Annotated in this window: 17 protein-coding genes; 2 read left to right on the top strand and 15 right to left on the bottom strand. The window is 45.4% G+C overall.

Features of this window, described 5'->3' with window-relative positions; translation table 11 throughout:
- Positions 1 to 7: 7 nt before the first annotated feature.
- The 14 genes from S1OALGB6SA_RS04325 to S1OALGB6SA_RS04390 form a co-directional block, all read right to left on the bottom strand.
- Positions 8 to 2,080, bottom strand: a complete 2,073-nt coding sequence (locus S1OALGB6SA_RS04325; RefSeq protein WP_037562385.1) for a hypothetical protein — start codon at positions 2,078 to 2,080, stop codon at positions 8 to 10.
- The gene (locus tag S1OALGB6SA_RS04330) at positions 2,058 to 2,744 is read right to left on the bottom strand and encodes a tetratricopeptide repeat protein (protein WP_037562384.1); all 687 of its coding nucleotides are present in this window, start codon (positions 2,742 to 2,744) and stop codon (positions 2,058 to 2,060) included. Before S1OALGB6SA_RS04330 ends, S1OALGB6SA_RS04325 begins: the two co-directional genes overlap by 23 nt.
- 152 nt (positions 2,745 to 2,896) lie before the next feature.
- Positions 2,897 to 3,103 (bottom strand): 50S ribosomal protein L31, encoded by a 207-nt coding sequence (gene rpmE / locus S1OALGB6SA_RS04335; protein WP_077067572.1) that lies wholly within the window; start codon positions 3,101 to 3,103, stop codon positions 2,897 to 2,899.
- Between the two features lie 21 nt (positions 3,104 to 3,124).
- Positions 3,125 to 4,846, bottom strand: coding sequence for a transcription termination factor Rho (gene rho, locus S1OALGB6SA_RS04340; RefSeq protein WP_077067571.1), 1,722 nt, complete (start codon positions 4,844 to 4,846; stop codon positions 3,125 to 3,127).
- 178 nt (positions 4,847 to 5,024) lie between these two features.
- The gene (locus tag S1OALGB6SA_RS04345; protein ID WP_306766985.1) at positions 5,025 to 5,507 is read right to left on the bottom strand and encodes a CinA family protein; all 483 of its coding nucleotides are present in this window, start codon (positions 5,505 to 5,507) and stop codon (positions 5,025 to 5,027) included.
- Positions 5,497 to 5,904 carry a bactofilin family protein gene (locus S1OALGB6SA_RS04350; protein ID WP_037562382.1) on the bottom strand — a complete coding sequence of 136 codons (408 nt, stop codon included), beginning with the start codon at positions 5,902 to 5,904 and terminating at the stop codon, positions 5,497 to 5,499. Before S1OALGB6SA_RS04350 ends, S1OALGB6SA_RS04345 begins: the two co-directional genes overlap by 11 nt.
- Positions 5,905 to 5,907: 3 nt before the next feature.
- Entirely contained in the window at positions 5,908 to 6,129 is a 222-nt protein-coding gene (locus S1OALGB6SA_RS04355) for a hypothetical protein (protein WP_124032674.1), read from the bottom strand.
- A complete protein-coding gene (locus S1OALGB6SA_RS04360; RefSeq protein ID WP_037562380.1) occupies positions 6,126 to 6,857 on the bottom strand; it encodes a response regulator transcription factor in 732 nt (243 codons plus the stop codon). Before S1OALGB6SA_RS04360 ends, S1OALGB6SA_RS04355 begins: the two co-directional genes overlap by 4 nt.
- A gap of 67 nt (positions 6,858 to 6,924) precedes the next feature.
- Positions 6,925 to 7,248 carry an HU family DNA-binding protein gene (locus S1OALGB6SA_RS04365; protein WP_037562379.1) on the bottom strand — a complete coding sequence of 108 codons (324 nt, stop codon included), beginning with the start codon at positions 7,246 to 7,248 and terminating at the stop codon, positions 6,925 to 6,927.
- A gap of 25 nt (positions 7,249 to 7,273) precedes the next feature.
- Positions 7,274 to 7,585, bottom strand: a complete 312-nt coding sequence (rpsT, locus tag S1OALGB6SA_RS04370; RefSeq protein WP_230204412.1) for a 30S ribosomal protein S20 — start codon at positions 7,583 to 7,585, stop codon at positions 7,274 to 7,276.
- 361 nt (positions 7,586 to 7,946) lie between these two features.
- Entirely contained in the window at positions 7,947 to 8,888 is a 942-nt protein-coding gene (locus S1OALGB6SA_RS04375) for a PSP1 domain-containing protein (protein WP_124032675.1), read from the bottom strand.
- Positions 8,885 to 9,334, bottom strand: a complete 450-nt coding sequence (locus S1OALGB6SA_RS04380) for a YaaR family protein (RefSeq protein WP_052080058.1) — start codon at positions 9,332 to 9,334, stop codon at positions 8,885 to 8,887. The genes S1OALGB6SA_RS04375 and S1OALGB6SA_RS04380 overlap by 4 nt, the downstream gene beginning before the upstream one ends.
- 50 nt (positions 9,335 to 9,384) lie before the next feature.
- Positions 9,385 to 9,831: a bactofilin family protein gene (locus S1OALGB6SA_RS04385; protein WP_052080057.1), complete on the bottom strand. Its 447-nt coding sequence runs from the start codon at positions 9,829 to 9,831 to the stop codon at positions 9,385 to 9,387.
- A 4-nt stretch (positions 9,832 to 9,835) separates the two neighbouring features.
- The gene (locus tag S1OALGB6SA_RS04390; RefSeq protein ID WP_052080056.1) at positions 9,836 to 10,861 is read right to left on the bottom strand and encodes a M23 family metallopeptidase; all 1,026 of its coding nucleotides are present in this window, start codon (positions 10,859 to 10,861) and stop codon (positions 9,836 to 9,838) included.
- Positions 10,862 to 11,088: 227 nt separating this feature from the next.
- Between S1OALGB6SA_RS04390 and S1OALGB6SA_RS04395 the strand changes: the two genes are divergently transcribed.
- Positions 11,089 to 11,877, top strand: coding sequence for a TatD family hydrolase (locus S1OALGB6SA_RS04395; protein ID WP_037562378.1), 789 nt, complete (start codon positions 11,089 to 11,091; stop codon positions 11,875 to 11,877).
- A gap of 116 nt (positions 11,878 to 11,993) precedes the next feature.
- Here S1OALGB6SA_RS04395 and rlmB read toward each other — a convergent pair whose 3' ends face one another.
- On the bottom strand, positions 11,994 to 12,731 hold the full coding sequence (gene rlmB / locus S1OALGB6SA_RS04400) for a 23S rRNA (guanosine(2251)-2'-O)-methyltransferase RlmB (protein WP_037562377.1): 738 nt from the start codon (positions 12,729 to 12,731) through the stop codon (positions 11,994 to 11,996).
- Positions 12,732 to 12,824: 93 nt separating this feature from the next.
- Between rlmB and dtd the strand changes: the two genes are divergently transcribed.
- Positions 12,825 to 13,271: a D-aminoacyl-tRNA deacylase gene (gene dtd / locus S1OALGB6SA_RS04405; protein ID WP_037562376.1), complete on the top strand. Its 447-nt coding sequence runs from the start codon at positions 12,825 to 12,827 to the stop codon at positions 13,269 to 13,271.
- The last annotated feature ends 39 nt before the right edge of the window (positions 13,272 to 13,310 follow it).

The raw sequence follows: 13,310 nt of genomic DNA on the forward strand, positions 1-13,310 counted from the left end.
AAGGGGTCTAGCTGAGTGGGGCAAATGTGCCGGATTCATCTCTTCCACTCTTTTTGATGTAGATAACTTCCACCGACACTGGCAGGAATTTTCTGCCGTAAGCAGATGAACTTCTGGTAGACCATGTGATAGTATATCTTCCAACTCCCGTGTTCCTAAGTTCTCCAACTAGGGCGCCACTCCCCTCTGCCTGGAAAATTAATGATGCATGCCCGCCAGTCTGCGTAGCTATGTAATCCAGCTCACTGCTTGTAACGCTTGAATCTCGATAAACTGGGTAGAAGATGATTCCATTGTTTACCATTAATCGGGCGGTTTCGTACAAACCATGGCGATCAAATGCGTTCATCCCGGGAGGGCGGTTTACAAAAGCGATAATCGCTTTGCCGCGCCTTTCGGGGATAAGACGCGCCGCCGCAAGTCTTAGGGATTCGTCCCAGGATATCGGCCTATTTCCAATCGCGGTTCCTACCAGATTGCTAAACGATGGCCTTTCCGGATCGATTTCATGAAGCACCGCATTTTGGCCAGTCCCCACTAAAGAGAATGTATCCCCTTCTCTGAGGGGTCTTGCCAGGTCTTCTACTCCTTCAAGCATTATCTCAACATCTTTGTTTGTTCCCGAGAGATCCGTTATACCCACAATGGATACGGAATTGTCTTCGGAGGAAGCCCAATCGAGATTCGGTGTATCAATGGGGTTTTCTCCATCGAATACACGAAAATTTGAAGCTTTGAGGCCGGAAATAGGTTGTCCCAATCTATCGCGAACTGTCAAATCCACAGCCATTTCAGGGTAGGCATCTCCCCGAACTCTATCCAGGGTAACTTCAAGTCCCCCGTAGAGAGTTGACAAGGGTGTTAACAGTGTTATCCTGTCCGCGTCAAAATCACAAATTGCAAGATTGCCATTGTCATCGGGAATCACTGATGTAATTCGATGTTCACCAGCACCTAGATACGCTTCTTCAACCATTTCGCCCGATAGGAGATTCACTCTGAAAATTCTATTCACATCCGCAATTAGAAGATCGCCTTTGTATATGCAGAGGCCTTCAGGCGCGGTCAGTCCTCGATTAATCAGAACACCAAGGTAATTCCCAGAGGGATCGAAAACCTCCACTGTGCCCTTGAGCGAGTCGGCAACGTACACTCGCCCTTCAAAACCGGCAATGCCCGATGGGCCTTCAAAACCGTCGAAACCGTTTCCGCGTTCCAGGGACAGTATGTGCTGACCATTGAGATTCCATTTCGATACGCGCCGATTCCCCCAGTCGCTTACGTACACAAATTTTTTATCTTGGGAAAGAGCCATGTACTGCGGCCCCAAGAACTGACCCCTATCTCTGCCGCTTTCGCCCCAAATCTCGATTCGACTCCCTCGGTTGTATCCGGTAAGCGAGAGCACTGATATCCTGTCTGATTGAAATTCGCTGACTATGAGGCGATCATCGGGAATGGGAAGTACGTCGAATGGTCTGTCGAAGCCCTCCAGTCCACCTGTGAATCGCTCCACTAAGCTGCCATTCGCATCGATTCTGAGCAAAGTGCCGTCTGCGTAAGAAGTTACAAGAAGCGATCCCGAACCATCGCCGCTTTTTCGTGCAACCGATGGCCGCTCGAAAAAACGTATATCGTCATCGAGTCCGTGAAACGATGTGAGAGATATCCATTCGTCATCCGAAACTTCCAAATTTCCCGACATGCGATGTTGTAGTTGTTCCATCTTATTCTGTAGTGCAATCGAAGCTTGGTTTTCATTCATCAACTGATTCCACAAATCGAGAGCCTCGCGCTCCATCCCCGATCGCCAATATGATTTGCCAAGCCATTCCCGCATATCAGGATCGGTTGGATTCAGTGAGATTGCCCTTTCAAAGGCTAGAAGCGCCTTTCCAAGCTTTCCGTCGTTGTATGAAAGCACCCCCCAACGCCATTCATCCAGTGCACGAGCGGCCTCAAAATTCTGCGCACTACCCGTCTGTGCAACAAGTACTAGCATAAACGACACAAACAGCAGCGATGCAATATTTGCGATTTCTAACGAGTTCTCTCTCCTAGCTTCGTTCCGAGTTTGCATGAGTTTTAACGGTCTCCAGATGTCTTCTTATCGTGCTATCTTCCGGGCAACTTGAATATGCCTCAGTAAGATGGGAAACGGCTTCAGAAGTTTTTCCGGCGCAGAATAACGCCCAGCCCAGCGAATCCCTATATGCCACATTCTTGGGATCGCTCTCTACCGCCTTGCGACATAGTTCAATTGCCCTGTTGGCATCCTTCCCGCTATCTGCCAATATGTAACCAAGCCCATTGACAGCATTTGGATTCTCTTCATCAAGCTTAAGTGCCTCTTTGTAACTTCTCAGGGCTAGTTCGATTTTATCCTGTCTCCATTGGCAGTATGCGAGAATGGACCACGCCTGTGGCGATTCAAAGCCGGCTTCCAAAACCTCCTTCAGCTGCTTCTCAGCCTCCTCTATGCTATCCGTCTCAACCAACAGCCATGAAAGAAGCATGCGAGACTGATATAGCCGAACCAAATCTTTTTCCTCGCTTGAAACTTGTCTCAGCAGTTTTTGTGCCTCGTCGATTTTGCCCATCCGTGCGTAGCAGAGGCTCATTAAATATGCAAGTTCCAAATCCTCAGAGGGCTCTATCTCCGCAGCAGAGAAGGTCTCCAAGGCAGCCAAATAACGCCCTTCTCTATAGAGAAGCTTACCATCCTCTCTAAGATGTGTGTTCATATCACCCTCCCCATCTCATCATATCACAAAGCGACATATTTAACAGCGAGATGGTCGCGATTGGAGAACAGTCCGTGTGCGGAACGAGGTTTTCCGGAGCCTGAACTTGAGACACTTGAAGAATCGGATAGAGTTGATTATATACTGACTCGCTATGTGGAGCTGATGCCGTATTTCCTGTTGAAACGCTCAACCCGCCCAGTGGTATCCACCAACTTCTGTTTGCCGGTGAAGAACGGATGACAACTAGAGCATATCTCGATTTGCATATCGCCGGCAGTCGAAAAAGTTTCAAACGAATTACCACAGGCACAAAAAACAGTCGAGGCAGTATATTCAGGGTGTATATTTTTCTTCACTTACCCATCCCACTTGCAAGATTAAAAGTCCCGTGCCATTCCCGAGGTATTCATTCCCTTGAGAAATGCTTCATTATTCTTGGTTTTGCGCATCTTGTCAACAATCATCTCTGCCGATTCCATGTCATCCATTGGACTTAAAACCTTTCTAAGAATCCACATTTTATTGAGTTCCATATCCGTTAAAAGCAAATCTTCCTTCCTGGTGCTTGATTTTTTAATATTGAATGCGGGATAGACTCTCTTATCCGCTAAACGGCGGTCTAATACCAGCTCCATATTTCCGGTTCCCTTGAATTCCTCGAAAATAACCTCATCCATTCGGCTGCCGGTTTCAATTAGAGCGGTGGCGACGATGGTAAGACTTCCGCCATGCTCAATGTTGCGAGCAGCGCCGAAAAAGCGCTTAGGCTTGTGAAGAGCATTGGAATCTACTCCTCCAGAAAGTATTTTTCCGCTTGTAGGAACTGTCTGATTGTACGCTCGTGCCAATCGCGTTATGGAATCAAGTAAAATGACAACATCTTTCTTGTGTTCAACAAGACGCCTTGCTTTTTCTAGAACCATTTCGGCAACCTGAACATGCCGAGTCGCCGGCTCATCGAAGGTGGAGGATATCACTTCGCCTTGAACACCACGCTGCATATCGGTTACTTCCTCAGGGCGTTCATCAATCAGAAGAACTATCAAATAAACATCGGAATGATTTTCGGTTATGGCATTTGCAATTTTCTGGAGGATTATTGTTTTACCCGATTTCGGCGGTGAAACGATAAGGCCTCTTTGCCCCTTGCCTATTGGACAAAAGAGATTGATGATTCGCGTCGATGGATCTCCAACCCTAGTTTCCGTGTTGAGTCGCATAGTGGGGAAAAGTGGCGTAAGGTTTTCGAAAGACACTCGCGCCTGTGCAATTTCAGGATCGTCGAAATTAACATTGACAACGCGCAGCATCGCGAAAAACCGCTCACCCTCCTTGGGTGATCTAATCTGGCCATACACGGTATCGCCAGTTTTCAAGTTGAACAGCCTTACCTGACTGGGAGAAATATATATGTCATCTGTGCCGGGGAGATAGGAATTTTCGGGCGAGCGAAGAAACCCATATCCATCTGGCAAAATCTCAAGAGAACCGTAAGCATAGATTACTCCGCCGTTGTTGATATGCGCAGTTAATACTTGAAAAATCAACTCCTGTTTTTTCAAAAGCATTAGGTTCTCTTTCTTAAGGCTCAAATCCACGGCCATTTCCCTCAAATCAGGCATCGAAGATTTGGATAAATCGTTAATTAGCAGTTTTGGCGCATCGGGGCTGTGCTGAGGGCCTTTCAACTGCCGATTTTGTCCTTTTTTCCCTCTGCGACGAGCTCTTGATGTATCTAAACTTGCTGCCCCTTCTTCTTCGCGTTCACCCGGTGATTTTGCGCCTTCCTCTGTCTCTTTGTCGCCCTCTCTAGAGCCTGGTTCCGGAATAGTGTCGTTTTTAATATGTCCTTCTCTGTTTTCAGTGCTGCCTCTTCGAACCCTGATTTTTACTGGAGTTGTTCCATTTCCACTTCTGTCAGCCAATTCTTCCATTGCATTAAGCTCCCGACTTCCAAAGTCCGAAAAAGATGTCCCTGACTCATCGTTACCGGCTTTTATAACGATCGTCTTCCTACGAGATGACTTATCAGCTTGATCTCTGTGATTGCCAGGCTGCTCTGAATTCGGCTCGTTTTGCCCCTTGAGCTTATCGGACACTAGTTAATCCCTCACTCGTCAACGGTATCTACGTCCCACACACGATAATCTGTTTTGAATTCTAAACCTGCTTCTGATATGCACACAGGCCTCATATGCTAAGGCAAGCGTGATTCTTCACGAATCATCATGAAAAGGATATAACGACAACTAGAATAGTTGTCAAGAGAAGTACACCCTAGGCATTATCAACCATTTCCAAAAGCACTTTCAAGGTTTCCTCCGTGGCCCACTTCTGCACCAGACTCCTGTCTCCATCGAAATGTTGAAGCCGAACCGAATTATTTCCGCTGGAATCGCAGCATCCCACCCAAATCGTGCCCACCGGTTTTTCGATGCTACCTCCACTGGGGCCGGCAATTCCAGTAACAGCAACTGCCCAATCCGTCTTGCTCCTTCTTTGAATACCGCGAGCCATTGCTATTGCCACTTCAGGTGAAACAGCGCCATTCTTCCCAATTAAGTCTGTCTCAACACCTAAAAGAGTAACCTTGGATTCGTTGGAATAGGAAACAACTCCGCCCCAGAGAACCGCAGAACTCCCTGGCACTGCTGTCAATTGGGCTAGCACCCTGCCACCGGTGCAGGATTCCGCAATTGCCACCCTCTCTCCTCTTTTCAGCAATAAATCTATCAGTTCATATGCACAACTATTCGACACGACTGATCGTTCTTTTTAACATTTCTTTGGACATTGAAAAAACATCTATCCCAATTGGATTTGCCAGCATTTCACAACGCCCCCGGTAGCTGCTGCCTCCAAGCATAACTAAATTGGTGCACCTTATATCGCCTATGATTTCTCCGCCATCGAGAATCTCCAATCTTTCCCCGGCAATCACATCACCTTTAATGAGTCCTCTCACCACTAAAGTGCCGACATTGATATTCGCAACTATTTCGGCACCTTCCTCAACCAGCAAAAATCCCGTAGACTCAATGGTTCCCTTGAATTTGCCATCAATCTCCAGTGAATGCTGAAATCTCAATACACCGTTGAAATCAGTTTCCTCGCCCAGAACTGTCAGCGTTTCCAGTGTTTCGGTTTCATACGGCATCTGTTATTTATTCGTCATCTGGAAAACACCATCCCAACCGTCACCGGGTGGATTCTCCATATAGGCCTTACACCTTGCCCCAAATATCTTCGAGGGTTCATCCTTTGGGTCTAAATCATACGCTGCCTTGAATTTCACCAGTGCCGCCTCAAAATTCCTCTTTCTGTACTGTTCTCTACCCTCGGCAAACAGGCGTAACACTTCCCTCTTCGTGTCGCTAATCATACAGATTCTCCTATATGGTTGTGCAACTCCTTGAAGTGTTCTCGAAATCTTTCCTCAAGCTCTCTTAACGACAATTCAGCTTTCCTCATACTTCCTTCACTTTCCTGAAGCTTCCTCACCGTATCCTCGAGACCGCCGAGGGCCGCAAGTGTCTGTTCCGCTTCAACAACCACCTGTTCCTTAAAGGTTTCCACCGCCTTGGAATCGGATACATCTAGTGCCTTGGATGCCTCAACAAGTCCAAGCACTGGTATCTTCAGATGTTCAGTAAGATATATCAATGATTTGTTCAAAGAATCCGCTAAAGCCAATCGCTTCTCTCTGAGAACTATTTGTCTTGAAAGCTCATGATTGCGCAAGACTGCCCTTATTCGGGCTAGAACTTCCGAGAAATTGAACGGTTTAATTATGTAATCATCAATGCCAAGCTCAAAACCTTCTATTTTGTCCTTAACAGTGTCCATCGCTGAGAACATAATAATTGGAATATCTCTATACTTCAGAAATTCATCTTCCTGCTTGAGCATTTTTGTAAGTTCCCAACCGGACAACTGAGGCATTATATTGTCTAGAATAATAAGATCTGGGGAATTTGCCTTGATTTTCTCAAGTCCCTCACTCCCATCCGAGGCCATAATAACTTCAAAACCAAGGCGGGTTAACATTACATCGAAGAAATCGAGATTGATTTGCTCATCATCAATAATCAGAATCTTCTTTTTATTCATTCCCAAGCTCATTTTCGCATGCCTTTCAAGTTCAATCAAGAATCAGTTCCAGATTGGACACTGCTGATTAGCTTTGACTGCGCAGGTTCCAAGCTATTTCTCTCAACTCTTTGCCTGGCCGGAAAACTGTAACTCCATGGGTTTTCACCGGAACAAGTTCACCGGTTTTGGGGTTGCGCGCCTTCTCACGACCCTTGCGTGTACGTATTTCGAAGGTTCCAAAACCGCGTAGCTCCACAACCCTATCGTCACTCAGTGCGTTTTTAACCTCTTCAAAAAAGGAATCTATTACACAATGAATAGTTCCACGAGTGGCTCCGGATTCCCCGTCATGGATATGCTCTATAATCTCGCCCTTGGTCATTTTCACTTGATAACTGTTCTTGTTCATCGTCTTCTCGTCAAACTTATTTCTTTCACACCTGGGTCAATACAGCAAGTTTCTTGTGGAGTCGAGATTTTTTTCGTGCGGCAGTGTTGCGATGATAAAGGCCATTACCAGCAGCTGTATCAATCAATTTAACAAATTCGGAGAATCGGGCCTCAGCAACAAGTTTCTCCTTTTTGGCAACAGCAGTTTCAAAGGCTTTGATACTCGTTCTAACACGGCTTCTGGTTGAACGATTACGTATGCGTTGTTTTAGATTCTGACGATGCCTCTTTATGGCTGTTTTGGAATTGGGCAATACTACAAACCTCATCTTAAGACTAAGAATACCGTGTGCCATTATAAGCAGATAAATTTTCCATGGTCAAGAACTGCTGGCAATCTCACAGACAATTTAGCACTCGACTTGCAAAATAGATGATTTGCATTCACTGGAAGACAGTTTTCAACTTCTTAATTGAAATCTTTCGGACGTCTCTCTTCACGCTTACATTTTTCACAGTAAGCTAAATGCTTTATGCGTCCATTCGAAAAAATTGAACGCATCTTCACCTCACCACCACATGTACAAGCAAACTTATGCGTCCCCGATATTACTCGAGCGTTTTTACTGGTCCACGCCATTCATGCTCCTTCACCTCAATAGATACTTGCAGTTTGACACTAGCAAAACTGCTATGTCAACATTGAACGGTTTACACTCATTTATTTTCGGCAGTATTCAACCTATCGTTTCGTATTTCCCATCCACCCTCAGGGTTTTGAACAATGTCAGATAAATTTACGTACATGAGGCGTCCTCCAGATGCGGAAAGCTGAATGGTTCGCGAAAGCATATTTATCTCTGCCACCTCGTATATAACTCCCTCATGAGCAATCCTGGTGTCTCTTCTAGGTAGCTGCTTTTTTTCGCCGGCATAGTTCTCAAGTTCGTATGACAAGCAACAAAGCAGCCTGTTACATGGACCCGTCGCTTTCAATAGATTAAGTGGGAGGTTTTGATCTTTGGCCATCTTAATGGAAACAGAAGCGAGCTGATCTGTAATGCTGTGACAGCAGTATAATCGACCGCAAACAGCCGCACCACCAACCATTTTTGTTTCGTCTCTGGCTCCAACATGTCGCAATTCAATACGTTTCTTAAAATGGGCTGTCAACAACTTAGCCAATTCTCGAAAATCGATCCTCTTCTCGGCTGTAAAGAAAAACAAAATCTTTCGCTCGTCCAATGTACAATGAGAGGACACTAATTTCATTGCGAGTTTAAGTTTGGAAATTTTTTCGTGACATTTCTTGAATGCTTCCTTTTCCAGCTTTTCCAAAGAGCTGCGTTTAAAAAAATCCTTTCCCGCTGCAATGCGAATAATCCGTCTAATACTTGCAGTTTCAACCGAATCCAAGCTGGAAACGGGACCCCTCATACACGCTAAATCCATTCCATATCGTGTAATCATTACAACAAAATCACCCCGAGTTATTCCCATATCCACAGGTGGCGAACAGAATTCGAAATCATTAGTCGATACTACCCTTGCCTTCCATAGATTATTGGGCATATCCCGAGAAGTGGATTTTTTGGAAATATCCTTGGCTTGCCGTCTTGGTTTTTTTCGTTTCTTCATATTGGGAGTCAAGTCCCTCATCCGCTTAGATCCACCAGCATCCCGTGTATTTCATTTATGCGTCGTAAGATTTCCAGTTGTCCCGCCTGGTTTTTGATGACATGTGATGCCAAACTTTCGAGTTTTTCGTCAACCACTCGAACAATCAGATACTTCTTCTGTTGCATAGTTTTAGAATTTCTCGAACCCGTAATTTCCTCAACTTCAAGGCTGTATTCAAGGATATATCGTAGAAATCTTCTCACCGCCTTTTTGTATTCACTAAGAGGTCCGAACACTGGATCCTTGATTAATTCATCGCCTGCCTGATGCACATCATCGAGAAGTTCTTCAATCGATTCTGTGCCATCTAGTTCAGGCAACAATCCCACGGATGTTAACCTGCTATCTCTAGTCGCCTTCTCAACAGCGGAGGAAAAGGACCCTTTAGCCGTTTTAGACCTTTCACTGCCCCTTTTCTTTTTCATTCTCGCCTCTAGCGATGAGTCAATTTGACCAAGTTTACTTATATCCACAATCAGTCCAGAGACGCGGGTGTCTTTCGCTGTCGACTTCCCCAATCAATTATGAACTTGGCCTGCTCACTTTGAGGTGCACTCGCCAGGACATCGGCCCTCTTCGAAACAGTACAGTGCCCGTGCAATAAGACGCCTTCTTCAATAATCAGCTCGGGAGTGCTTATATTGCCAATCATAGCGCAAGTGGACAAAAGAACCACCTTTCTTGTTGCTTTGATTTCTCCTTTAACAACTCCGCCAACTACAACAGTCTCAGCATTTAAGATGCACCGTGCCCTGCCTTCCTTGCCCACCAATATGCGACCATTTGTTTCAATACTGCCCTCAAAATCGCCATCTATCCGTAACAACCCCTGCAAAATCAAGTCGCCGCGGAATCTGGTGCCGTTTCCGATAATTGAATTGACGAGAGTCTGATCCTTTAAATAATCTTCTTTATTACGCACGAGTCTATTGATATCGCTGAAGTTTGGATAAAACTTGCTGTGTTGGAGAGTTTGTTTTTGCCATATTCAGAAATTTTATCGGATCCACTAGCTGAGTTCCAATCATCACTTCATAGTGCAGATGCGCTCCTGTAGACTGGCCTGAGTTTCCCATAGTCCCAATCACATCGCCCCGAAGCACAGGCTGGCCCAGTTCGACCAGCTGTCGCTGCAAATGTGCATAACGGGTTTTGAACCCATAATTATGCTGAATATCTATATAGAGACCAAAACCCTGTGGATCGTAGTCTATTTTCACTACCTTGCCGTTGGCGGTGGAAACAATCGGTGTGCCGTAAAGGAAGGCAAGATCGAGACCCCTATGCAAATACCAGTGTTTGCGGATGGGATGAATGGAAGGTCCAAAGACCTGAGTCGTCCAACCATTGACGCCCTTAAGAGGCCAACGGGTAGGTATATCTGATAACAAATCTTTTTGACCTACCAGTATTGAGCTTATATTTTCCAATGCCGAAGTGGAATTCTCCAGAGTCACCCGAAGTGCCTTGAGATCGGTAATCTCGGTAAGTGTACCCTGACCGCTCTGTTTAATTGAGAGTAGTGATGACAAATCACCGCCTTGTGTTGTCGGGTTATTTGCATTTTCATCAAATTCCAATATGCCTATCGCATTATTCACGCTTTCTTTGAACACATCTGCGGACACAACCAACTGTCCAACTTCATCTCTGACCGAATCAAGACTGGCTTCCGTCTTGGATAAATCTCTTGATCGAGAAGCCAGAAGAACCTCTTTATCTGAGAAATCAAGTGAAATCCAAAGGAACCCTGTTAGAAGTGCCAAGAGAATGATTCCAACAAAAAACACTGTGAAAAAAGTAACTTGGAAGTGAATTGTCTGCTTTTCTGAATGAGGGACAAGCATTATCGTATATTTTTGCCTGCCAATATTCCAGAGTGCTCCCAATACACCTCCCTTATTCCCAGGTCGCCAGGCCTTTTTATTCTTTCCGGATCTCAAATTGGGCACTCTATCCCCTAAAAAGTAAGTTAAATCAAAATATTTCTTAGCATTATAACTCACGACTGCAAGAAACTCAAGCTGTCGGAAATGCCAGTTAAATACGATTTATGTTGACATCCCCCCGCAAGCATTGCTAACAATAGACTTAGTCTCCGGCTTGGACTGATTATCTAGCCTTTTTGCCCAGCCAGGCTTCGGAACAACCCAGATTTCCCAAGAAAGTGAGTTTGCTCATGCGGTATTTCGACACCCACGCACATATTGGTTTAATTCACGAAGACCCGATTGAACAATTAATCATCACCCAGGAAGCAAAACAGGTCAACGTACTCAAAATAGTGAGCATAACAAACAACCTGCAGGACTTTAACGAAGTATATCACAATTTATCCACAGCTTCCAATGTGGTATTCAGTATCGGAGTATCCCCGTCAGAAGTTCAGAATCCGGGCATTGATTGGCAACAAAAAATTAGTGATGGTGTACGAAAGGATCGTGTGGTAGCTATCGGAGAAACCGGGTTGGACTATTTTCGAAAATTCGGGGATAAGAGTTCACAAGTGGAGTTGTTTATTGCGCAATTGGAGCTGGCTGAAAGCTACGGCTTGCCGGTAATTATTCACAATCGCAAGGCGGGACACGATATCAAGGAAATACTCAAATCCAATCTTCCCTCCAAAGGAGGAGTGCTTCACTGTTACTCGGAAGACTGGGAATATGCCTCGGAGATGCTTGAAAATCACGCCAATATTTACTTCTCGTTTGCGGGGAATGTAACTTACCGAAACGCTCGAAACCTGCATGAAACAGTTTGCAACCTGCCTATGGATCGCATTGTTATTGAAAGTGAGAGCCCTTTCATGGTACCTGCAGATTATCGTGGCAGACGGAATAAGCCCGTATATCTACCGTCCATATCAGCCTTTATTGCCGCAATAAAGGAGTTAGACGAAACTGAGGTTGCAGAGGCACTCTGGAATAACGCATGTAAGCTTTTTGGTTTCGAAGCCAATCCTCAGTAATCTCAGCAAATGGCGATTATACGGAAAATTCGTGCGATTTGAGATATCAAAAAACTAAACGTCCTGCTCCACGATGATTTCGATTGATGCGTTCGGGAGAAGTTACCGTGCTGGCTCTAGCTCTTTGCATACACATCCTGCTGCCGTCGCACTTCATACATCAATATACCAGCCGCAGTTGCAACATTGAGCGAGTCTAAGTTCCCGCTGACTGGTATCCTAAGTAAACCATCACAATTATCCCTTACAAGCCGGTGCAGTCCCTTACCTTCTCGGCCCATAACGAGCGCTATCCGGCCCACTAAATTGATTTCCCGGATGCTTGTACCCCTCGTGTCCGCACCCCACACCCAAAATCCCATATCCTTTAATTCGCCAAGAGTTCTCGCTATATTTGGCACCTTCAACAGTGGAATCCATTCGATGGCGCCTGCGGAAGTTCGGCTTAAAATGTCCGTATCCTCGCCAGCCGAACGTCTTTTCGGAATTATGACGGCCAAAACGCAAAACTGTTCGGCCGCCCTGATAACTGCTCCCAGATTCCGCGGATCGGTAATCCCATCCAATAATACCACCAAACTATCATTTCCGATCGTTGATTCGATATCTCCAAGCGACCTAATTGCACCGCTCTCCCTTTGCTTGCCGGTTTCTATTGCATACCCGCGGTGTCCCATATTGCGCGTTAGCTTAGTGAGAGTTTTCTCGCTAACCTGGCGTATTGAAACACCGTGTTCATTCGCCAATTTTTCCAACTCATTCGCTCGTCTCGATTTTCTCGAAATAAAAAGAGTTCCACGACCCCGCTTAATTGCTTCGGCCACTCCATTTGCGCCGGTTAAGAAAATTTTCACGAGGCTATGCTATCATCTGGGCGGTCTACAATCAAACGACGGCAATGTTCCACACCGGTGCATTGCTGTATACTTATCCTTGGTGGAGCCTTGATGGTAGCAGTGGTTCAGCTGGTTAGCGAAGCTTCAGTTGAGATTGACAGTGATGAAATTCGCAGCATTGAAACCGGGCTGGTGATATTTCTGGGAGTTGGTTGCGACGATCAACTTGATGATTCATTCTGGCTCGCCCGCAAAATTGCCAATATTCGCATTTTCAAAGATGAAGAAAACAAAATCAATCTATCGACATCAGATGTTGGAGGAGACATGTTGGTTGTGAGTCAGTTTACTTTGCTTGCGGATCTGCGAAAGGGTAATCGCCCCTCACTAAATGCGGCGGCGTCCAATGAGGTGGCAATACCGCTGTATAATGCATTTATATCGGAACTGAAAAGGGTATTTAACGGCAGAGTTCTAAGTGGTGAATTTGGCTCATCAATGAGAGTTTCTCTCGTCAACGTCGGGCCATTTACCCTTATTATCAATAGCAGAAACTAATCCATGGATAAATCCAGCAAGAGAATTCATATCTAGTGT

Source organism: Olavius algarvensis spirochete endosymbiont (assembly GCA_900608495.1).
Taxonomy (GTDB): Bacteria; Spirochaetota; Spirochaetia; order DSM-2461; family DSM-2461; genus UBA2779.